Origin of the sequence: Streptomyces sp. NPDC001502 (assembly GCF_042894785.1) — a bacterium.
Classification (GTDB): domain Bacteria; phylum Actinomycetota; class Actinomycetes; order Streptomycetales; family Streptomycetaceae; genus Streptomyces; species Streptomyces kutzneri.
The window spans coordinates 143,865-165,087 of the sequence record NZ_JBIAVW010000002.1; the positions used below are offsets into that span (position 1 = coordinate 143,865).

A 21,223-nucleotide genomic window follows, 5' to 3' on the forward strand; every position below is an offset into this window, starting at 1 on the left:
CCGTCCTGCCGATCGTGTCCTGTCTCGGTAATCCTGTCAGGTTTTGTTGGCATTTCTGCCCACGGATTCGACCAGCGGCAGCAGCCGGTGCGGCACCCGTTCGCGCAACGCCACCTCCGTACGCGTGCGGACCACGCCCGGGAGCTGGATCAGCCGCTGGATCACGTCCTCCAGGTGCCCGTTGTCGCGGGCCGCCACACGGGTCAGCAGGTCCCCGCCACCGGTGATCGAGAAGGCCTCGATGATCTCGGGCACGGCGGCCAGCGCGTCACCCACGTCGTCCAGATGCCCCTGGGTGACCTCGATGTGCACGAAGGCCAGCACCGGATGGCCCAGCGCGGCGGGGGAGAGCACCGGCCCGGTTCCGGTGATCACGCCCGTGCGCTCCAGCCGGTCCAGCCGTGCCTGCAGGGTGCCGCGCGCCACGCCGAGGATCCGGGCGTACTCGCGGACACTGGTGCGCGGCTGCTCGATCAGCAGACGCAGGATTCTGGTGTCGAGCTCGTCCACCGCCACGCCACGACTGTACCAATGGCCCCGTTCACCCCGATCGTTCCCGGCCAGGGGCCTGGTCGGTGTGCAGCCCGGGCTGGCTCCGGTAGAGCAGGCCCACGACCAGCACCGTCGCGGCGGCCGGCAGCAGCAGCCAGCCGACGGTCCAGCCGGCCCGCAGCAGCAGCGCCCCGAGGAACCCGCCGGCGAACATGGCCAGGACGGATACGCCGCGCAGCCTCCAGCCGGCCGTCCCGAACCCGTACGCGTTCTCCCGCCCCATGGCCGAAGCACCCAGGAAGGCCGTCATGGACCGGGTGACCAGCGTCGTCGGTACGCCCGGCACGTTCGCCCGCATGATCGTGGTGTTGCGCAGCCCCATCGCCAGGGCCAGCACCGCCGTCGCCGCCAGATGCCGCGGGGCCGGGGACCCGTACTGCGGAGCCAGCCCCCAGCCGATCCCCGCGGCGGTCAGGATGAGCCCCGCCTCGGCGATGAGGCCGATGACGAACCAGCGCCTGCCGCGGATCTCGCTCACGGACTCCAGATGCGACCCGCAGACCACCCCGACGACGAACGCGGCCAGGGAGATCCCGGGAGCGAGCGTCTCCAGTCGCCCCGCCCCGGCCGCGCCGAAGGCCAGGAACAGCACGTTGCCCGTCTGCATCGCCGTGAAGGCCGGCCCGAGCGCCAGCAGGCTGGCCGCCTCCACGATCCCGGTCACCCAGGTCAGTACGACCATCAGCGCGGGCATGCGCGGCGGGAGCAGCGGCGAACCGGCCGCCCGCCCGGCCGCCCGCCCGGCCTCCCGGTTCTCGTTCATGACGCCCGACAGTGACACGCCCGCCCGGGTGCTCCGGCGCCGACATGCCGGAGGCATAGGGTCCGAAGGATGAGCGACCTGTTGCTGGTGAGGCACGGCGAGACCGCCTGGAGCGCGAACGGGCGCCACACGGGACGCACCGACCTGCCGCTGACCGCGCGCGGGGTCGAGGAGGCCATCTCGCTGGCCCCCTTCTTCCGGGACCGGCAGCCGGCCCTGGTACTGACCAGCCCGCTGCGCCGGGCGGTCGCCACCGCCGAGCTCGCCGGGCTCACCGGCGGGCAGCCCGACCCCGACCTGTACGAATGGGACTACGGCGGCTACGAGGGAATCACCACCGCGGAGATCCAGAAGGCCACCCCGGACTGGTCCTTGTGGACCCACGGCGTTCCGCCCGGCGACGCCGAGCACCCCGGCGAGAGCGCCGCCCAGGTCGGCGCCCGCGCCGACCGGGCCCTGGCCCGCGTCGCCCCCGTGCTCGGCGCGGACGGCGGCAACGTGGTGCTCGTCGCCCACGGCCACTTCCTGCGCGTCCTCACCGCCCGCTACCTGCGGCTGGAGCCCGAGCACGGCCGACTGTTCCTGCTGCGCACCGGCACCGTCAGCGTGCTCTCCACGGAGCACGGCCTCCCGGTGATCGCCGGATGGAACACCCGCCCCTGACCGGAGCTCCGACCGAGGCCCGGCAGAGGCCCCGACCCCCGCCCCGACCGCGGCCGCCTCGCCTCGCGCGGCGGTGCCGTCTGCGTGACCATTCGTACATGGGTCACGACTCCTACACGGACGACGGCAGTGCGGGCGCCGGACCGGAGGGCCTGGACGCGAGGCTCAAGGCCAACGCGATCGGATTCCTCGACGCGCTCGTCATCGGCCTGAACTCCACCTCGCCCGCCTACTCCCTGGCCGCCGTCCTCGGGCCGATCGTGGCGTTGGTCGGGATCTACGCACCGGGCGTGATGCTGGCCTCCTTCGTCCCGATGCTGCTCATCGCCGCCGCGTTCTACTACCTCAACAAGGTCGACCAGGACTGCGGGACGACCTTCTCGTGGGTCACCCGGGCCATGGGCCCGTGGGCCGGCTGGCTCGGCGGCTGGGCCATCGCCATGACCGGCGTCCTCGTCATCGGCTCACTCGCGGACGTCGCCGTGCACTTCGGCCTGCTCGCCTTCGGACTCGACAGCTGGGCCGCCAACGCATGGATCCGGCAGATCCTCACCGTCGTGGTGATCCTGGTCATGACCGGCATCTGCGTCATCGGCACCGAACTCTCGGCCCACCTCCAGGACATCCTCATCCTCGCCCAGGTCTTCTTCCTGCTGGCCTTCGCCGTGGTCGCCATCTACCGCGTCTACGCCGACACCAGCACCCTGGACTCGATCGAGCCGTCCCTCGCCTGGCTCAACCCCTTCGGCGCGGGCGGCGCCGCCCTCACCGGCGGGCTGCTGCTCGGCGTGTTCATGTACTGGGGCTGGGAGTCCGCGGTCAACCTCACCGAAGAGGTGGAGAACTCCGCCACCGCACCCGGCCGGGCGGGCATCTGGTCGACCGTGATCCTCCTGGTCACCTACCTGTCCGTGGGCTTCGCGGTCGTCGCCTACGCGGGCACCGTCTACCTCGCCGAGAACGCGGGGGAGGAGGAGGCCATCTTCGCGGTCCTCGCCCACGAGGTCATGGGCGGCTGGGACTGGGTGGTGCTCCTCGCCGTCTGCACCTCGGCGCTCGCCTCCACCCAGACCACGATCATTCCCGCCTCCCGCACCGCCCTGTCCATGGCCCGCCGGCACGCGCTGCCCCACCGGCTCGCCCACATCCACCCGAGGTTCCGCACCCCGGACGTGAGCACGTGGTGGGTGGCCGGCATCGCCATCGGCTGGTACCTCGTCGTCAACCAGATCAGCGAGAACGCGCTCCTGGACTCGCTCACCGCGCTTTCCCTGCTCATCGCCTTCTACTACGCGCTCACCGGCCTGGCCTGCGCCATCTACTACCGCCGCCACCTCTTCGAGAACCTGCACAACTTCCTGCTGATCGGACTCGGCCCGGTGGTCGGAGCCGGCCTGCTGACCTGGCTGCTGGTGGAGTCGATCGGCGACATGTCCAACCCGGAGAACTCCGCCAGCGGAGTCTCCTGGTTCGGGCTCGGCCCGCCGCTGGTCATCGGCATCGGCATCGCGCTCGTGGGCGTGGCCGTCATGTGCTACTGGCGGGTCCGGGACGGCAGGTTCTGGCAGGAGCGCCGCGGCGTCGTCGACCCGGAACTCGTCCATGCCGGGAAGCACCGGTCCACCCCCTAGGGAGCCCCCGATGTCCGTGGTCCTCGGATACGACGAATCGCCCGGCGCGGAACGGGCGCTGGAGGTGGCGCTGGAGGTGGCCACGGCCTTCGGCGAGCCCCTCGTCCTCGTCTACGGCGCGGCCGCCCCGGGCGCCACCGGCGAGGAGTCCCGCGCCCACCGCGAAGCCGTCCGCCAGGCGGGCCGCAGCGCGCTGGCGCACGCCGTCGAGGAGGCCGACGCGGCCGGGGTGCCCTCCACGGTCGAGGTGGCCGACGAGAAACCCGCGCAGGCCCTGCTGGACGCCGCCGAGCGCCACCGGGCCCGCGTCATCATCGTCGGCAGCTGGGGCGACAGCCCGATGCGCGGAGCGCTGCTCGGCTCCACCCCGCACAAGCTCCTGCACCTGTCGCCGATCCCGGTGCTGTGCGTACCGACCGGGCCGGAGGGCGCCTGAACAGCCGTGGTGCGACTGGGGCGGACACCCTCCGGTCCCGGCGGCCCGACCGTCAGGGACCGGAGAGGGCGTTCTCGGGCTCGGCCTGCGCCGGGGCCCGGCCGCCCACCTCCTTCCCGGCGCGCAGCCGGGTCAGGGCCGGGCTGGTGATCGCCGTCGTCACCAGGGCCATCAGCACCAGCATGGTGAACAACTGCGGCCCGATCACGCCGAGTTCCAGACCGACATTGAGCACCACCAGCTCCGTCAGCCCCCGGCAGTTCATCAGGGCGCCGATCGACAGGGCCTCCCGCCACGGTCTTCCGCACGCGCGCGCCGCGCCCGTCGCGCCGCCCCACTTGCCGAGGAAGGCGACGAAGAGGATCGCGGCCGTCCAGAGCCACAGTCCGGGCGAGGCCGTCAGGCCCCCGATGTCCGTACGCAGCCCCGTGTGCACGAAGAACAGCGGCAGCAGCACGGGCACCGTGAACGCGCGCAGCCGGGCCGCCGAGGCCTCGATGCGCTGCCCGGTGCGCGGGGTGACCACCCCGAACAGGAACGCCCCGAACAGCGCGTGCACGCCGATCAGGTCGGTTGCCAGCGCGGACAGGCTCAGCCCGCTGAAGAGCGCCACCAGCACCGCCGCGTCGCCGGCCCGGTCGGCGCGGGCCGACCAGCGGGCCAGCAACGGCCGCACGGCGTACAGCATCACCAGTGTGAAGGCCACGGCGAGTGCGGCCGTGGTGGCCGCCTCCATCGGGGACCCGGCCGTGGAGAGGGCCACCACCAGGGCCAGCAGGCACCACGCGACGACGTCGTCCACGGCCGCGCAGGCCATGGCGAGGGCGCCGAGCGGAGTCCCGTACAGGCCCCGGTCGATGAGGATCCGGGCGAGGACCGGGAAGGCGGTGATGGCCATGGCCACCGCCATGAACAGGGTGAACGGCATCCGGCCCACCCCCTCGGGGGCGAACCCGCCGTACATCGCGAGGGCGAGCAGGGCGCCCAGGGCCAGCGGCAGCAGCATGCCCGCCTGGCTCACCGCCACCGCGACGCGGGTGTGACCGCGCAGGCTCTTGAGGTCCAGCTCCAGTCCGACCAGGAACATGAAGGCGAGCAGCCCGAGCTGCCCGAGCACCGAGGTGTACGGGAGCACGGACGGCGGAAAGAGCGCGTGCTGAGCCTGTGGCCAGAGCCAGCCCAGCAGCGAGGGGCCCAGCAGGATGCCGGTGGCGATCTCGCCCACCACCGGGGGCTGGCCGAACCGGCGGCAGACGGCGGCCCCCACCTGACTGGCCAGGATCACCACCGGAACGGCGACCAGCAGGGCGGGCAGCGGGTCAACGGACGACACGGGTACCTCCTTCGGGCGCGGCAGGGCGCAGGGCTGCGGGCAGATCGCGGTGCGGGGCCGGCTGTGCGGCCGGCTGTGGAGCCGCGGCCGCCGCGGACCAGGGGGCGTAGCGGCGCAGCCCGTAGAGCAGCGGCTGCCGGTCGTCGCGTACGGTCACCCGCCGGACTTCGGCGAAGACGGCCGTGTGGTCCCCGAAGCCGACGGTTCTGACCACGGCGCAGTCCGCGACGGCGTGGGCGTCCGCCGTCAGGTGCGGCCCGCCCGCCCCCAGCGGCAGCCGCCACTCGACGCGGTCGAAGCGGTCGGGCGCCCCGGAGGCGAACAGGTCCGAGGTGCCGCGGGCCCGCTCGTGCAGCAGGTTGAGGGCGAAGTGGCCCTCGGCGAGCAGCACCGCGAGGGTCGGGCTCGCCGCCCGTATGCACACCACGAGCGTCGCCGGTTCGAGCGCGACGCTCGCGAGGGAGGTGCACGTCAGGCCGTGCGGCACGGAATCGGAATCCAGGGTGGTGACGACGGACACCCCGGTCGGGAAGGCGGCCATGAAGGGACGGAGGTCCGCCGGCTGGACCCCGGCCGACTCGTCCGGTGCGGCGGGATGGGGCACGGAGCGGTGGGGCATGTCTGACTCCTGAGGTGGCTGAAGCAACTGCGGCCCGGCAGCCGGCGGGAGAGCCGTACTGCCGGGCCGTGGGAGCGGTGGGCCTTACGCGCCGTGCAGCTGGCGCAGGTAGTCGTAGGCACTGGGGAGCGTCTCCAGCAGGTTCTGCTGCTGGCGCTTGACCGCGTCGAAGAGGGGTTCGGCGCTGGCCACCGAGTCCGGCCGGTGTGCCAGGGAGGGCAGCGGGGCGTCCGGCTCCAGGCCGAGGCCCGCGAAGATGCAGTAGTAGCTGCCGTTGGTCCAGAAGTTGCGGAACTCGGCCTCGAAGTTGCCGTAGTACGTCGACTCGTCGGTGATCGGCGAGTTGATGGGCAGACCGGCCTTGTAGGCGGAGATCTTCTGCTGGATGTTGTCGGGGAGGGTCAGCTTCTTGTTGGCCTGCCAGAACGGCGTGTCGTTGCGCGGCGCGTAGAAGAAGTGCGCCTGGATGAAGTCGCGGGTGTCGTCGAACATCACCTCGATCTCGTGGTTGAAGCTGTTGATCAGACCGTCGTTGAAGGTCTTGTCCGGGAAGTGCTTGGCCAGCTGGTAGATCGCGGCGGTGATGAAGTAGATGCCCGTCGACTCCAGCGGCTCCAGGAAGCAGGAGGACAGGCCGATGCTGACGACATTCTTCACCCACGCCCGACGGTTGCGGCCGACGCGGAAACGGATGTGGTTGAACTTCGTCACCTCGGGGTCCAGGCCCCACATGTCCGCGAACTCGCGGGTGGCGGTGTCCTGGTCGGTGAACTTGCTGGAGTACACGTAGCCGGTGCCGAAGCGCCCCAGCATGGGGATCTTCCAGGCCCAGCCGGACGACATGGCGATCGCCGAGGTGTACGGCTCCACACCGTTCGCCTCGTCGTCGTGCGCGACGGCCGTCGCCACCGCGCTGTCGCACAGCAGGTGGTCGCTCATGTCGATGAAGGGCTCCTCCATCGCCTGGTTGATCAGCAGGCCGCGGAAGCCCGAGCAGTCCACGAACAGGTCGGCGTCCAGGGCCAGTCCGCCCTTGGTGTGCAGCGTGGTCACGTAGCCGCGCTCGTCCTGCTCGACCCGCACCATCTCGTCCTGCACGTGGTTCACGCCCTGCTTCTCGGTGCTGAACCGGCGCAGGAAGTCGGCCACCAGCTGGGCGTCGAAGTGCCAGGCGTACCGGGTGGCCGGCCGGCCGTCGAGCCAGCGCGGGGCCTTCATCGCGTCCATCACCGGGGGCTCGCGGAAGCAGGCGTAGTCGAACGGCTCGGTGGTGCGGCCCTCGTACTTGCGCTTGAACCAGTAGTGCGACAGCGGGGTCTGGTCGTAGTCGGGGAGCAGCCCGAACGGGTGGTAGAAGTGGTCCGGACCGCCGCCCGGCAGCTCGCGGGCCGCCGACTCGCCCTGCCCGTCGGTCCGCCAGTTGACGAAGCGCACGGCCATCTTGAAGCTCGCGTTGCACTCCCGCATCCACTCGTCCTCGGCGATGCCCAGGTAGTCGAAGAAGGAGCGCTGCAGGTTGGGCACGGTGGCCTCGCCGACACCGATGCGGGGGATCGTCGGCGCTTCGAGCACGGTGATGTCGACCGTTCCCTGCAGCGCCTTTCCGAGGTATGCGGCCGTCATCCAGCCGGCCGTGCCGCCGCCCAGGATGACGACCTTCTGAAGCCGGGTGTCGCTGCTGGTCATGAAACAGCCCTCATTTCGGATTCGGCGGTTCGGGTGGTCGTGCTCATCAGTGTCGAAAAGCGCCCTATCACCGCTCTACACAGCTCGGATCCGGCCGTTGTAGGGCCTTTGTAGACCCCCCGGACACACTCCTCGCAGGCAGAGCGGCAGGCTGAATACCACCGGGAGGACGCGATGACCACCGCAGCGGACGGGACGGCGGGACCGGCGGTACGGGTCCGCTTCCTGGGCGACTTCGAGCTGACCGTCAACGGCACCCCCGTCCAGCGCTGGCGGGCCGGCAAGGCCCGTGGCCTGTTCCAGTACCTCGTGGTCCACCGCGGCCAGATGCTCACCCGCGACCGGCTCTACGCCTCTCTGTGGCCCGGCGCCGACGCCGCCGCGGGCAGCTCCCTGAAGGTCGCCGCCCACGCACTGCGCCGGGTGCTCGACGCCCACCCCGACCGCCCCGGCGACTCCGGGATCCGGCTGGTCTACCGGGACTTCGGCTACGTCCTGCACATCACCGGGCTGTGGTCCGACCTCGACCGCTTCCAGGAACTGGTGCACACCGGCCTGCGCGCCGCAGCGGCCGGCGACACCCCGCTCGCCCGCACCCGGCTGCGGGCGGCGACCGGTCTCTACGGCGGCGAGTTCCTGCGCGGCGAGAGCGCCGACTGGGTCGTCGAACAGCGCGAGTACCTCAGGGCGCTCGCGCTGCGGGCCCTGGGAGTGCTGCGCGCCGACGCCGAGTCCCGCGAGGACTTCGTGGAGCTGATCGAGGTGTGCAAGCGCACCCTGGAGATCGACCGCCATCACGAGGAGACCTACCGCGCGCTGATGGCCGCACACGGCCGGCGCGGTGAACTCGCCTGCGTCCGGCGCTGGTACGAGCTGTGCGCCCGCCGGATGCGCGACGAGCTGGCCGTGGCACCCGGCCACGAGACCCAGCGGCTGCTGGGCACCCTGATCCCGGCCGCGGCGCGCGCCCGGGCCGCCTCCGCCCCCGTCTCCGCCGTGACCGGAGCCCCGCCCGCCACCGTCCGCGCGCTGCGGCCGGCGGCCCGCCGGGCCGGGACTCCCGCCGGGACCCCCGCCTGGAGCCCGGACGCCCGTACGACCGCCCTGGCCCGCCCCGTGCGGCGGGCCAGGCCCGACAACCGGGCCGCGGCCGCCCTGGCCCGCGCGGCCGACCAGGCGACCGCGTGACACCGACCCAGCTGTTCAGCGAGCCCGTGATCCCGTGACCGAGTGAGGACCCCACCGTGACCGTGCTGACCGTGCCGACCGAGCCACAGGACTCCAGACCCGCCGGGGCCGAGAGCGACGCGGCCCCCCTGCCGCCCCGTTACACCGACCAGTGGATCGGCGGCGCCTGGGTCGCCTCCGACGCCGACGGCCGCCTGGTCGTCACCGACCCCGCCACCGAGCGCGCCCTGGCCACCGTGCCCGCGGGCACCGCCCGGGACGCCGACCTCGCCGCGCGCGCCGCGGCGGCCGCCTTCCCGCGCTGGGCCGCCTCCCCGGTGCGTGAACGCACGACCCTGCTCCGCCGGGTCGTCGCGGCCATGGAGGCCCGGGCCGACCGCTTCGCCGAGACCATCACCGCCGAGGTCGGGGCGCCCGCCCGGATGGCCCGCCAGACCCATGTCGGGCTCTCCCTCGGCATGGCGGCCCACTGCGTCGAGACCGCCGCCTCCTACGCCTTCGAGGAGCGCGTCGGCCATTCGCTCGTCGTGCGCGAGGCCGCCGGGGTCGCCGCGTGCATCACCCCGTGGAACACCCCGCTGCTGCTCACCGTGCAGAAGATCCTCCCCGCGCTCGCGGCCGGCTGCACGGTCGTGCACAAGCCGAGCGAGATCACCCCGCTGCACGCCCGGCTGCTCGCCGAGGCCATCGCCGAGGCCGATCTGCCGCCCGGCGTCTTCAACATGGTCGTCGGCACCGGCGCCGCCGTCGGCACCGCGCTCGTCACCCACCCGCTGATCGACGTGGTCTCCCTGACCGGTTCCACCCGGGCCGGCCGCGAGGTCTCCGCACTCGGCGCCGACACCGTCAAGCGCGTCCACCTCGAACTCGGCGGGAAGAACGCGAGCCTCGTCCTCGACGACGCCGACCTGGCCGCGTCCGTGGCCGCCACCGTCGACCAGATGCTCTTCAACACGGGCCAGACCTGCCTGCAGTGGAGCCGGCTGCTCGTACCGAGGGACCGCCAGGACGAGGCCGTACAGCTCGCCGGCGAGGCCATGGCCGGGTACGTGACCGGCGACCCGCGCGACCCCGCGACCGACCTCGGCCCCCTGGTCTCCGCCGCCGCGCACGCCCGCGTCACCGGCCACATCCGCCGCGGCATCGACGAGGGCGCCGGCCGGCTGGTCCGCGGCGGCCCCGACCGGCCCGCCGGCCTGGACACCGGCTACTACGTCCAGCCGACGGTCTTCGCCGACGTGGACCCGCTGAGCACGATCGGCCAGGAGGAGATCTTCGGGCCGGTGCTCTCGGTCATCCCCTACGACGACGAGGACCAGGCGGTCCGGATCGTCAACGGGACCCGCTACGGGCTGCACGGCGCCGTCTGGTCCGGCGACGGCGCCCGCGCCGAACGGATCGCCCGGCGCTTCCGCTCCGGCCTGGTCGACGTGAACGGCGGCCAGTTCAACCCGGCCGCCCCGTTCGGCGGGTTCAAGCAGTCCGGGATCGGGCGCGAATGCGGCACCGCCGGACTGGAGGCCTTCCTGGAGACCAAGTCGATGCAGCTCCCGCAGGGCACGGGAGGCCAGGTGGTCGGCCCGCGCCTGCGGGCCACCGCGGCCGCCCGCCCGGCGGACACCGAGAGGAACGACGGATGACCGACCGGCACGCCGAGTCCGCCGGGGCCACCGCCCCGGGCGTACCGGCCGACGACGCACCGCCCCGGGCGGCACGGGCCGAACCGGGCTCTGCCGGATCGGGCTCCGCCGGACCGGGCTCCGCCGGACGGGCCGACGGCGCACTCCCGCCGCTCTTCGCCCGCCTGGAGCGGTGGACCCGCGAACAGCCGAACGAGACCGCCGTCAAGGCCTTCGACGGCACCCTCACCTACGCGGCGCTCGCCGCCCGCACCGCCCGGTACGCCACCGCGCTCGCCGGGGCCGGAGTCGGCCCGGAGACCTCCGTCGGGCTGCTGCTCGGCCGGTCCCGGGAGAGCGTGCCCGCCCTGCTCGCTGTCTGGAGCCTCGGCGGGACCGCCGTCCCCCTGGACCCCGCGCACCCCGTCGAGCGCCTCGGCCGCGTCCTGCGCGACGCCGGGGCGGCCGTCCTGGTCGCCCCCGGGGTACCCACCGGCCTGGAGCCCGGCGGGATCGCCCTGCTCGCCCCCGCCGACGTCCGCCGCAGCGCCCCCGGCGCGCTCGCCGTGTCCGTACCCGCCCCCGACAGCTGCGCGTACCTCATCTACACCTCCGGAACCACCGGCCGCCCCAAGGGGGTCGAGGTCACCTACCGGGGCCTGGACACCTTCGTCGACGCCCTCGGCACCCTCGGCCTGCCCCCCGGCGGCCTCGGCCTCAACGCCGTCTCACCCGCCTTCGACGGCTGGCTCTGGTGCACCCTGCTCTATCTGACGCACGGCCAGGGGGTCGCCCTCACCGACCTCTCCCTGGACGGCCTGCGCCAGGCCGCCGCCGAGGGCCGCGAGCCCCTGCCCGCCGGCCTGCGCACCGTCTCCCTCACCCCGTCGCTGCTCGCCGCCCACGGCGCCGGGATCGACACCGCCGAGGTGGTCGTGGTCGCCGGGGAGGCCTGCCCGGCCGCCCTGGCCGAGCGGTTCTCCCGCGGCCGCCGGCTGCTCAACGTGTACGGGCCGACGGAGGTGACCATCGCCGCGACCTGGGCCGACAGCCGACGAGGGGACGACGTGACCACCATCGGACGACCGCTGCCCGGCTACCGGGCGTACGTCCTGGACGAGGAGCTCCGCCCGGTGCCCGCCGGCACCGAGGGCGAGCTCTACCTCGGCGGCCCCGCCGTGGCGCGCGGCTACCGGGGCCGCCCCGGACTCACCGCGAGCCGCTTCCTGCCCGATCCCTTCCAGGGCGGAGGCACCCGCATGTACCGCACCGGCGACGTGGTGATCCGCCGGGCCGGCGGCGAACTGGAGTACCGGGGCCGCCGCGACGACCAGGTGAAGATCCGCGGCCACCGCATCGAACTGGGCGAGGTGGAGCGGATCGCCGCCGAACTCCCCGAGGTCGTCGCCGCCGCCTGCTGCCCGCTCGCCTCGGGGCAGACCCTCGGCCTCGCCGTGGTCGCGGCCCCCGGCGCCGACCCGGCGGGCCTCGCCGACCTGGTCGTGGAACGCTGCCGCAAGCAGCTGCCCGCGGCCGCGGTGCCCGCCGCCGTACGGGTGCTCGACCGGATCCCGACCCTCAGCACCGGAAAGGCCGACCGTGAGGCACTGGCCACGGCCCTGACGGCGCCGGAACGGACGTCCGACGCACCGGTGGTGACCCCGGGCGCCGGTCCGACCACGAGCGAGCGCATCGTGATGGCCGTCTGGGCCGACGTGCTCGCCACCGAGATCCCCGGCCCCGACGCGGACTTCTTCGAGCTGGGCGGCCACTCCCTGGCCGCCGCCCGCGCGGTGTCGGAACTGCGCCGCGTCACCGGACTGCGCGTCGGCCTCGGCGCGCTGCTGGCCGAGCCGACGGCCCGGCACTTCGCCGCCGAACTCGACCGGCTCTCCGCCGAGCGGGAGGTCTCCGCCGCCCTGGCCGACGATCCCGCCGCAGACCCCGCCGAAGGGGCCTGAGCCATGGGCGCCTGGATCTCCACCTGGACGGACGACCCCGCCGACCAGGCCCTGCCCGTGCTGCTGTGCCTGCCCCCCGCCGGGGCCGGCTGCCAGCAGTTCCGCTCGTGGCAGCCCGAACTGGCCGGCACCGCCCAGGTGTACGGAGTACAACTGCCGGGCCGGGAGAACCGCTGGCGGGACCCGATGCCGGACACCTTCGACGAGGCCGTCGAAGCCATCGCCGCGGAACTGCGGGACATCCTTGCCACCGGCCGGCCGCTGATCGTCTTCGGCCACAGCTTCGGCGGCCTCCTCGGCTACGAGGTCTCCCGCCGGGTCGCCCCGCGGGCCCTGGTGGTCAGCGGCTGCCGGGCCCCCGGCCACTGGGACGGCGCAGGCCGCGGCATCGTCGACGACGGCGAGGAGCTGGACAAGCTCTTCGACACGGCCGGCCTCGACCCCGAACTGCTCGACGAGGACACCCGCGCCCTGATGGTCGCCATGCTCCGCAAGGACGCCCAGCTGTCCCTGAGCTACGTCCACAAGCCGGGCGTCCGCCTCGGCACGCCCGTCCACGCCTGGGGGGCCGACGGTGACGAGACCGTCAGCTCCGCCGACCTGGACGGCTGGGCCGCCATCACCACCGCCGCCTTCACCCGGCACACCACCACGGGCGGCCACCACGCCGTACTGCGCCGCCCGCGGCCGGTACTGGACCACCTGACCACCCTGCTGCGGGCCGGGGGCGCCGATGCGCCGGCCCCCGCCCCGGCCCCCGCCCCCACCGCGACCGCGACCGGCGCCTGAGCGCCCGGCCGTCCCACCCGCCCGAGTCCGGAGGACACCGTGCCCACCACCCACCAGGTCCTCGTGAACCACGAGGGGCAGTACGCGCTGTACCCCGCCACACGCGAGACCCCCGACGGCTGGACGCCGGCCGGGTTCGACGGCACCGAGGACGAATGCGCCGGCTTCGTGGACGCCCAATGGCCCGACACCCGCCCGCTCAGCCTGCGAGGAGCCTGAGATGGAGATCGACCTGCTCGACCCGGGCCCCTTCGGCCGCAACGACTTCTGGCCCGCCTTCACCTGGCTGCGCGCCCACTCGCCCGTCCACTGGCACCCCGAACCCGGCAGCGACGACGGAGGCTTCTGGGCGCTGACCCGCCACCGCGACATCATGAAGGTCTACGCCGACAGCGACACCTTCAGCTCGGCCCGCGGGATGCGGCTGGGCAGCGACCCGGCCGCCGTCGCCGCCGTCGCCCAGCGCATGCTCATCGTCTCCGACGTCCCCCACCACACCCGCCTCAAGCGAGCCCTGCACCAGGCCTTCGGACCGCAGCAGATGCCGCGCCTGGAGGCGATGGTCGAGAAGGTGGTCGGCGAGCTGGTGGCCGAGGCCGCCGAACGCGACGAACTGGACTTCATCGACCTCGCCAAGCAACTGCCCAACCGGGTCGTGTGCGCCATGATGGGCATCCCGCGCGCCGACTGGGCCTGGATCGGGGCCCTGACCACCGACGCCTTCGACTCCCCGGACGACGAGGTGCGCACCAACGCGCACTCGGAGATCTTCCTCTACTTCATCGAACTGCTCGCCGAACGCCGGGCCCGCCCCGGCGACGACCTGGTCAGCCAGATCGCCCACGACACCCTCGTGGACGAGGGCGACGGCACCGAACGGCCGCTCAGCGACCACGAGATCGTCTTCAACCTCAACGGAGTCCTCTCCGGGGCCAACGAGACCACCCGCTACTCGGCGGCCGGCGCGGTCCACATGTTCGCCGAACACCCCGACCAGTGGCGGCTGCTGCGCGGCCTCGGCCAGGGCGGCATCGCCCCGGCCGTCGAGGAGATCCTGCGCTGGACCACCCCCGGGGTGCACGCCCTGCGCACCGCGGTCCGCGACACCGAGATCAACGGGATCCCGGTGGCCGAGGGCGCCCGGGTGACGCTGTGGAACGTCTCGGCCAACCGCGACGAGGACGTCTTCGCCGACCCCCACGCCTTCCGCGTCGACCGCCGCCCCAACCGGCACGTCGCCTTCGGGCACGGCCGTCACCTCTGCCTCGGCGCGCGGCTCGCCCGCTTCGAACTCGGCGCCCTGCTCACCGAGATGCTCGGCGTGCTGGACGGATTCGAACTGGCCGGACCCGTCACCTTCAACTCCTCCAACTTCACCTGGGGGATCAACAGTCTCCCCGTGCGGCTGCTGCGCAGCCGAGCCTTCGCGAAGTAAGAAAGGGCCCGCACTGTGACCACCGCACTCGTCGACTTCAACCGTTCGGACGCCGCCTTCCCCGCCACGGGGTATCCGCAGCTCCTCGCCGAACAGGCCGCCCGCACCCCCCGGGCCACCGCCCTCGCGCAGGGCGACCGCAGCTGGACCTACACCGAACTGGAGGCCGCCACCAACCGGCTGGCGCACGCGCTGATCGCCCGCGGAGCCGCCGCCGGGACCCGGATCGGCCTCTGCTACCCCCGTAGCGCCGAGTACGTCATCGGCTCCCTCGCCATCCTCAAGACGGGCGCCGCGATCGTCGCCCTCGACCCGGTCAACCCCGACGACCGGCTCGCGGCGATGATCGCCGACGCCGCCCCGCTGCTCGTCCTCACCCCGGACGGCCTCGGCCGCCGGATACCGCAGGACGTGCCACAGGCCGAGGTCGCCACCGCCGGACAGGACCTCCCGGACACCGCGCCCGCCGTCGTGACCGGCCCCGACACCGTCAGCCACCTCATCTACACCTCCGGCTCCACCGGCACCCCCAAGGCCGTCCTGGAGCGGCACGGTGCGCTCACCAACCTCGTGCACTGGACCACCCGCGCCTACGGGGTCCGGCCCGGCGACCGCGCCTCCTGGATGTCCACCCCCGGCTTCGCCGTCCAGATCATGGAATGGCTCGCCTACCTGCCCGCCGGGGCGGCCATCCACATCCCCGAGGCCGGACAGGCACAGACCCCCGAGCAGATCCGCGACTGGCTCGTCGGCGAGGGCATCACCCACACGATGCTGGTGGCCGCCCTGGCCGAGCCCGCCTGGGGCCTGGACTGGCCCGCCGACACCGCGCTGCGGATCCTGGTGACGACCGCCGAGCGCGTCCACAGCTGGCCGCCCGCCGCCACCCCCTTCCGGGTCGTGATGACCTACGGCACCACCGAGACCACCAACGTCCTGTCCTGCCTCGACCTCGGGGCCGGCGTCGACTTCACCAGCCAGGCCACCTCCGACGAGGTCCGCGCCACCCGCCAGGTCCCGGTCGGCGTGCCCATCGCCAATCTCCGCGTGCACCTCCTGGACGAGGACGGCAGCCCGGTGCCCGAGGGCGAGGTCGGCCGTCTGCACGTCTCCGGCGCCGGGGTCGCGGCCGGCTACCACGGCCGCCCCGAGCTCACCGCCGCGAAGTTCCACCCCAACTTCCTCCCCGGCGACCCGCACCCGGTGCTCTACGACACCGGCGACCTCGCCCGCCGCCGCGAGGACGGCGCCGTGGAACTCCTCGGCCGCTCCGACTCCCAGGTGAAGATCCGCGGCTTCCGCGTGGAGCTCGGCGAGGTCGAGACGCACATCGCCCGACTCGACGACATCGCCGAGGCCGTCGTCGTCACCCAGGAGCGAGGTCCCGGAGACAAGCGGCTCATCGCCTACGTGTCCCCGGCCGGCCCGGCCGACCCGGACTCCGCCGCCGTGCGCGCCGATGTCGCCCGCACCCTGCCCTACTACATGGTCCCCGCCACCGTCGTCGTGCTGCCCGCCCTCCCGCGCCTGCCCAACGGCAAGGTCGACCGGCGCAGCCTGCCCGAGCCCCCGGAGGGCCGCGACGCGGTCGGCGCCGGCTACGAGGCCCCCCGCAACGAGGTCGAGGACGGGCTCAGCCGGCTGTGGGCCGAGGCGTTCCGCACCGACGGCGTCGGCATCCACGACAACTTCTTCGAGCTGGGCGGGCATTCGCTGCTCGCCTTCCAGCTGATCGACGAGATCCGCCGCCGCTACAGCGTCGAGCTCAGCCTCTCCGACCTCTCCACCTGCCCCACCGTCGCCGAGCTCGCCACCCTCGTCACCACCGAACGCACGGGCGGCCGCGGCTCCTTCGGCGGACTCCCCGCGATCGTCCCGGACCCCGGCGCCCGCTTCGAGCCCTTCCCGCTCACCGAGAGCCAGCAGGCCCTGTGGATCGGCCGCGGCGGGCTCGTGGAACTGGGCAACGTCGGCTGCCACGGCTACTTCGAGTGGGAGAGCGAGCAGCTCGACGTCGCCCGCTTCGAGGGCGCCTGGCGCCGGCTCGTCGAACGCCACGACGCCCTGCGCACCCGCGTCCTGCCCGACGGCACCCAGCAGGTCTTCGAGGAGATCCCGGCGTACGAGATCCCCGTCACCGACTTCGGCGGCCTCGACGAGGAGTCCCGCCGGGCCGAGCTGGCCGAGCTGCGCGAGCGCCTCTCCCACCAGGTCCTCGACGCCGACGCCTGGCCGCTGTTCGACGTACGGATCAGCCTGCTCGGCGGCGGCCGGGCCCGGATCCACCTCTGCCTGGACTTCCTCGTCGCCGACGCCTGGAGCTACTTCCAGGTCCTCATCCCGGACCTGGTCACCTACTACGTGGAACCCGGCGCGGAACTCGCCCCGCTGGAGCTGACCTTCCGCGACTACGTCCTGGCCGTCGGGAACTCGCTGCGCGACAGCGAGCTCTACCGCCGCTCCGAGTGGTACTGGCGCGACCGCCTCGCCACCCTTCCGCCCGCCCCCGAACTGCCCGGGCGCCCGGCCGACGCCCCCGAGCTGCCGGTCCGCTTCGAGCGCCGCAGCCACGTCGTCACCCCGGAGCGGTGGAGCCGGATCCAGGAGCGCGCGCACGCCCGCGAGGTGACCCCCTCCGGGGTACTGGCCGCCGCCTACGCCGAGATCCTCGGCAGGGCCGCCGGCCAGGCCCGGTTCACCATCAACTTCCCGCTGTTCAACCGTCTTCCGCTGCACCCGCAGGTCAACTCGCTGCTCGCGGACACCACGACGACCCTGCTGCTGGCCGTCGAGCAGACGGAGACCACCTTCGCCGGACGGGCCCAGGCCGTCCAGCGCCGGCTCTGGGCCGACCTGGAGCACCGCTACTTCAGCGGGGTGCAGGTGCTGCGCGAGCTGACCAAGCTGCGCGGCTCCCTCGCCCCGGCCATGCCCGTGGTGATGACCAGCCTGGCCGGCCACCCGCCGCAGTACGAGGAGACCGAGCTGGGCGCCCCGGTCTACGGCATCTCCCAGACCCCGCAGGTCTCCCTCGACTTCCAGGTCTTCGAGAAGCCCGACGGCCTGACCTTCAACTGGGACTTCCTGCCCGCCGTCTACCCGGACGGACTCGTCGACGCCATGTTCGAGGAGTTCACCTCCCTGCTGGACGCCCTCGCCGAGGACGAGATCTGGGAGCGCCACTCCCTGCCGCCCGGCGAGGACGGCGCCGCCCCCGGCAAGACCGAGGAGCGTGACACCGGCGACGCCTGGGAGCGGTACTGGGCGGGGATCCGGCGCACCGGACGCGGCGGCGACGTCATCTGGGACGCCGACAGCGGCGAGGAGTTCCAGTGGCTGCTGGACCAGGCGCAACGCCACTTCCGCAGCGACCTGCCGGTCATCGACCTGGGCTGCGGCAACGGCCGCTACAGCCGCGAACTCGCCCCGCACCACCCTTCCGTCATCGGCGTCGACGTATCGGTCAGCGCCATCGACCACGCCAAGCGCGAGGCCGAGGGCGTGCCCAACGTCGACTACCTGGCGATCGACATGACCGACGCCGAGCAGGCCGCCGTCCTGGGGGAGGGGCCGTACAACATCTTCGTCCGCGGCGTCTTCCACGTCCTGGACAGCGAGGCCCGGGCCCGGCTCGCCGCCGTCGCCGGCCGGCTGCTGGGCGACGAGGGCACGCTGATCGTGCACGAGCCCGACTACTCCAGCAACTCCTTCGGCTACCTCGGCTTCGTCGGCGGCAAGCGCGGCCGCGCCGAGGACCTGGTCGGCCCGCTGGAGGCGGCCGGTGTCCGGCACTCGCACCGCTTCACCCGGCCCGAACTGGCCGAGGCGTTCGGCGCGGACGCGTGGGAGGTCGTCGAGGACGAGGCGATGGAACTGCACGCGATCGACCCCCGGTCGGACTCCGACGCGCTGCGGCTGCCCGGCTACTACGCGGTGCTGCGCCGCAAGCACTGACGGCCGCACGCTCCGGTCCGGCTCTGCGCCGGGCGGCTCCTCGGCCGCCCGGCGCAGGGCCTCGGCGTCGTTCGGAGCTGCGGTGGTCCTCCCCGCGAGGAAGAAGATGCGGCCACGGCCGCTCGGCTGAAAGACTGGACACGTGGAACGACGTACGACCGACCGGCTGCTCAGGGCGCGCGCACAGGCGATCGGGGGCGAGGTCCGGGAGGAATCGGTGGCCGCCGTCCTCGACCGGGTGCTCGCCGTGCAGGCGCAGGACCTGCCCGCGGCGGAGCTCGGGCTCCGGGTGCGGGCCCGCGGGGTGACCCAGGACGCGGTGCGCCGGGCCACCGACACCGAACGCAGCGCCGTCCGCGGCTGGTTCATGCGCGGCACCCTCCAGCTGGTGCCGGCCGCCGACGCCCGCTGGCTGCTGGCCCTCTTCGGACCGGTCTACCTCGCGCTCGCCGCCCGGCGGCTGCGCGAACTGGGCCTCGACGAGTCCCTGTGCACCCGCTCGGAACGCCTCATCACCGAAGCGATCGACGGCGAGGGGCCGTTGACCCGCGCCCAGCTCACCGACCGGCTCACCACCCTCGGGGTGGAGCCGAAGGGGCAGTCCGCCTTCCACCTGATCCGCCGGGCCGCCCTGAACGGCCGCATCTGCCACGGACCGCAGCAGGGCGGCGAGGCCACCTTCGTCCTCCTCGACGACTGGCTGCCCGCCACCGGACCCCTGCCCTTCACCGGAGCCGCCGCCGAACGCGAACTCGCGCGCCGCTACCGCACGGCGTACGGCCCCTGCGACGCCCTGGACTTCGTCCACTGGTCGGGGCTCAAGGCCACCACGGGCAAGAGCGCGTGGGCCGCCGTACGGGAGACCGGGCCCGAGCCGGCGCCCACCCCGGGCGAGCCCGACGTACGCCTGCTGCCGGCCTACGACAACTACCTCGTCGGCTACCGCAGCCGGGACCTGTCCGTGCCCGCCGCACACGAACGCCGGGTGTGGCCCGGCGGCGGGCAGATCCGCGCCACCGTGCTGGTCGACGGCCTGGCCGTCGGCACCTGGTCCGGAGGCCGCCGCGGGGCGCCGGTGACGGTTGATCCCTTCCCCGGGGCCGAGCCCCACACCCCCGCCGTGGCGGCCGGAATCGCCCGCGAGAGCGCCGACATCGCACGGTTCTCCAGCTGAACTCATCGCATGTCTACAAGCGTTCTATAGTCCCGGAATTCATAACCGGGGCCTAACTTCCGGACCATAGCGTCAGTGCCGTCCGACAATTCCGTACCCAATCAGAAAAGGGCGTCGACATGGCACTCGGTCGGCATTCCGATTTCAATCGCCTGTGGTTCGGGCAGACCGTCAGCAACTTCGGCGACAAGATCTCCCTCCTGGCACTTCCGACCCTCGCGGTCGTGGTCCTGGACGGCGGGGCCCTGGAGGTCGGCGTGCTGGGCGCGCTGCGCTTCCTCCCCTTCCTGCTGCTCGCCCCGATCGCCGGGCTGGTGGCCGACCGGGTCTCGCGGCGCACGGTGATGATCGTCGCCGACCTGGGCCGTTTCCTGGCCCTCGGCACGATTCCGCTCGCATTCGCCCTCGACTCCGTCAGCATGACGCATATCTACATCGTGGCCGCCGTCACCGGCTGCCTCACCACCTTCTTCGAGGTCTCGTACCAGTCCTGGCTGCCCCAGCTCATCGGTACCGAGAACCTCATCGAGGGCAATACCAAACTCCAGATCAGCCGGAGCGTCGCGGAAGCGGTCGGGGCCGGCGCCGGCGGCGCCCTCATCCAGCTGCTCGGCGCCGCACGCGCCATCACCGCCGACGCGTTCACCTTCCTCGTCTCGCTGATCGCCCTCCTCGTCATCCGCCACCGGGACACCCGCGAGCGGACCGAGGAGCGCAAGGCCTCCGCGAAGGCGGAGATGAAGGAGGGCATGAAGACCCTCTTCGGCAACCCGGTCCTGCGCGGCCTGTTCACCGCCAACGTCGTGGTCAACCTCGGTGCCGCGATGGGCGACGCCCTGCTGATCGTCTACGCGTACAAGGTCCTGGACCTGAGCCCCGGCCAGGTCGGTGTCGCCTTCGCCGTCATGTCGGTCTTCGTCATCGTCGGCGCGGTGCTCTCCGAGGTGGTCTCCAAGAGCCTCTCGGTGGGCCGCCTCCTGGTCATCACCGCGGTCGTGCTCGGCGCCGGCTACATCCTGGTTCCGACGGGCGGCGCGATCGGCGGCTTCGTCGGCCTGATCGTGGTCCAGGCCGTCATCGGCTTCGTCTCCCCGATGTTCGACATCCACGTCCTCAGCCTCGTGCAGGGTGTCACCCCGAACGAGCAGATGGGCCGCGTCAGCGGCACCGCCCTCTCCGCGGTCTACGGCGCCCTGTCGCTGGGCTACTTCGCGGGCGGCGCCCTCGGCGAAGGGGTCGGCCTCACCGCGGGCCTCGCGGTGGCCGGTGCCGTGACCATCGTCGGAGGCCTGACCCTGCTGACCGGTCCGGTGGCCAAGATCAAGGAAATGCCCACCGGCGACAACGCCGAGTCGCCTGCCGGCGAGGCCGCGGAGGCCTCACGGATCACCGCCTGACCGGTGCGGGCCAACGGGAGCGG

Annotated in this window: 16 protein-coding genes and 1 pseudogene; 12 read left to right on the forward strand and 5 right to left on the reverse strand. The window is 73.1% G+C overall.

All coding sequences use genetic code 11. The features are described from left to right. Positions 1 to 36 precede the first annotated feature (36 nt). Together ACFY0D_RS03070 and ACFY0D_RS03075 are read right to left on the reverse strand one after the other, a co-directional pair. Positions 37 to 516 carry an Lrp/AsnC family transcriptional regulator gene (locus tag ACFY0D_RS03070; RefSeq protein WP_266599738.1) on the reverse strand — a complete coding sequence of 160 codons (480 nt, stop codon included), beginning with the start codon at positions 514 to 516 and terminating at the stop codon, positions 37 to 39. Positions 517 to 541: 25 nt separating this feature from the next. Then, complete coding sequence (locus tag ACFY0D_RS03075; protein ID WP_390796667.1) at positions 542 to 1,315, reverse strand: YoaK family protein; 774 nt, start codon at positions 1,313 to 1,315, stop codon at positions 542 to 544. Positions 1,316 to 1,384: 69 nt separating this feature from the next. Here ACFY0D_RS03075 and ACFY0D_RS03080 point away from each other — a divergent pair, with 69 nt between their 5' ends. The 3 genes from ACFY0D_RS03080 to ACFY0D_RS03090 all read left to right on the forward strand — a co-directional run bounded on the left by ACFY0D_RS03080 (position 1,385) and on the right by ACFY0D_RS03090 (position 4,045). Beyond that, on the forward strand, positions 1,385 to 1,978 hold the full coding sequence (locus ACFY0D_RS03080; protein ID WP_390796668.1) for a histidine phosphatase family protein: 594 nt from the start codon (positions 1,385 to 1,387) through the stop codon (positions 1,976 to 1,978). A 98-nt stretch (positions 1,979 to 2,076) separates the two neighbouring features. Then, the gene (locus ACFY0D_RS03085; protein WP_390796669.1) at positions 2,077 to 3,609 is read left to right on the forward strand and encodes an APC family permease; all 1,533 of its coding nucleotides are present in this window, start codon (positions 2,077 to 2,079) and stop codon (positions 3,607 to 3,609) included. 10 nt (positions 3,610 to 3,619) lie between these two features. Then, positions 3,620 to 4,045: a universal stress protein gene (locus tag ACFY0D_RS03090; protein WP_301372903.1), complete on the forward strand. Its 426-nt coding sequence runs from the start codon at positions 3,620 to 3,622 to the stop codon at positions 4,043 to 4,045. A gap of 52 nt (positions 4,046 to 4,097) precedes the next feature. On the opposite strand, the gene ACFY0D_RS03095 is transcribed toward ACFY0D_RS03090, so the two are convergent. From ACFY0D_RS03095 to ACFY0D_RS03105, 3 genes are all read right to left on the reverse strand, one after another. After that, the gene (locus ACFY0D_RS03095; RefSeq protein WP_390796670.1) at positions 4,098 to 5,378 is read right to left on the reverse strand and encodes a cation:proton antiporter; all 1,281 of its coding nucleotides are present in this window, start codon (positions 5,376 to 5,378) and stop codon (positions 4,098 to 4,100) included. Then, positions 5,365 to 5,997 (reverse strand): flavin reductase family protein, encoded by a 633-nt coding sequence (locus ACFY0D_RS03100; RefSeq protein ID WP_351156766.1) that lies wholly within the window; start codon positions 5,995 to 5,997, stop codon positions 5,365 to 5,367. The genes ACFY0D_RS03095 and ACFY0D_RS03100 overlap by 14 nt, the downstream gene beginning before the upstream one ends. A gap of 84 nt (positions 5,998 to 6,081) precedes the next feature. Continuing rightward, positions 6,082 to 7,683, reverse strand: a complete 1,602-nt coding sequence (locus tag ACFY0D_RS03105) for a tryptophan halogenase family protein (protein WP_390796671.1) — start codon at positions 7,681 to 7,683, stop codon at positions 6,082 to 6,084. A gap of 174 nt (positions 7,684 to 7,857) precedes the next feature. Between ACFY0D_RS03105 and ACFY0D_RS03110 the strand changes: the two genes are divergently transcribed. The 9 genes and pseudogenes from ACFY0D_RS03110 to ACFY0D_RS03150 all read left to right on the forward strand — a co-directional run bounded on the left by ACFY0D_RS03110 (position 7,858) and on the right by ACFY0D_RS03150 (position 21,200). Continuing rightward, entirely contained in the window at positions 7,858 to 8,871 is a 1,014-nt protein-coding gene (locus ACFY0D_RS03110) for a BTAD domain-containing putative transcriptional regulator (RefSeq protein WP_390796672.1), read from the forward strand. A 128-nt stretch (positions 8,872 to 8,999) separates the two neighbouring features. After that, positions 9,000 to 10,511, forward strand: coding sequence for an aldehyde dehydrogenase family protein (locus ACFY0D_RS03115; RefSeq protein ID WP_390796983.1), 1,512 nt, complete (start codon positions 9,000 to 9,002; stop codon positions 10,509 to 10,511). Next, the gene (locus tag ACFY0D_RS03120; RefSeq protein ID WP_390796673.1) at positions 10,508 to 12,451 is read left to right on the forward strand and encodes a non-ribosomal peptide synthetase; all 1,944 of its coding nucleotides are present in this window, start codon (positions 10,508 to 10,510) and stop codon (positions 12,449 to 12,451) included. Before ACFY0D_RS03115 ends, ACFY0D_RS03120 begins: the two co-directional genes overlap by 4 nt. A gap of 3 nt (positions 12,452 to 12,454) precedes the next feature. After that, positions 12,455 to 13,240 carry a thioesterase II family protein gene (locus tag ACFY0D_RS03125; RefSeq protein ID WP_390796674.1) on the forward strand — a complete coding sequence of 262 codons (786 nt, stop codon included), beginning with the start codon at positions 12,455 to 12,457 and terminating at the stop codon, positions 13,238 to 13,240. Between the two features lie 36 nt (positions 13,241 to 13,276). Further along, a pseudogene (locus ACFY0D_RS03130) lies at positions 13,277 to 13,459 on the forward strand (MbtH family protein); the annotation flags it as partial. A gap of 1 nt (position 13,460) precedes the next feature. Continuing rightward, the gene (locus ACFY0D_RS03135) at positions 13,461 to 14,675 is read left to right on the forward strand and encodes a cytochrome P450 (protein ID WP_390796675.1); all 1,215 of its coding nucleotides are present in this window, start codon (positions 13,461 to 13,463) and stop codon (positions 14,673 to 14,675) included. A 15-nt stretch (positions 14,676 to 14,690) separates the two neighbouring features. Next, on the forward strand, positions 14,691 to 18,629 hold the full coding sequence (locus ACFY0D_RS03140) for an amino acid adenylation domain-containing protein (protein ID WP_390796676.1): 3,939 nt from the start codon (positions 14,691 to 14,693) through the stop codon (positions 18,627 to 18,629). Positions 18,630 to 18,771: 142 nt separating this feature from the next. After that, positions 18,772 to 19,803: a winged helix DNA-binding domain-containing protein gene (locus tag ACFY0D_RS03145; protein WP_390796677.1), complete on the forward strand. Its 1,032-nt coding sequence runs from the start codon at positions 18,772 to 18,774 to the stop codon at positions 19,801 to 19,803. A gap of 119 nt (positions 19,804 to 19,922) precedes the next feature. Then, positions 19,923 to 21,200, forward strand: a complete 1,278-nt coding sequence (locus ACFY0D_RS03150) for an MFS transporter (protein ID WP_390796678.1) — start codon at positions 19,923 to 19,925, stop codon at positions 21,198 to 21,200. Positions 21,201 to 21,223: the final 23 nt, after the last annotated feature.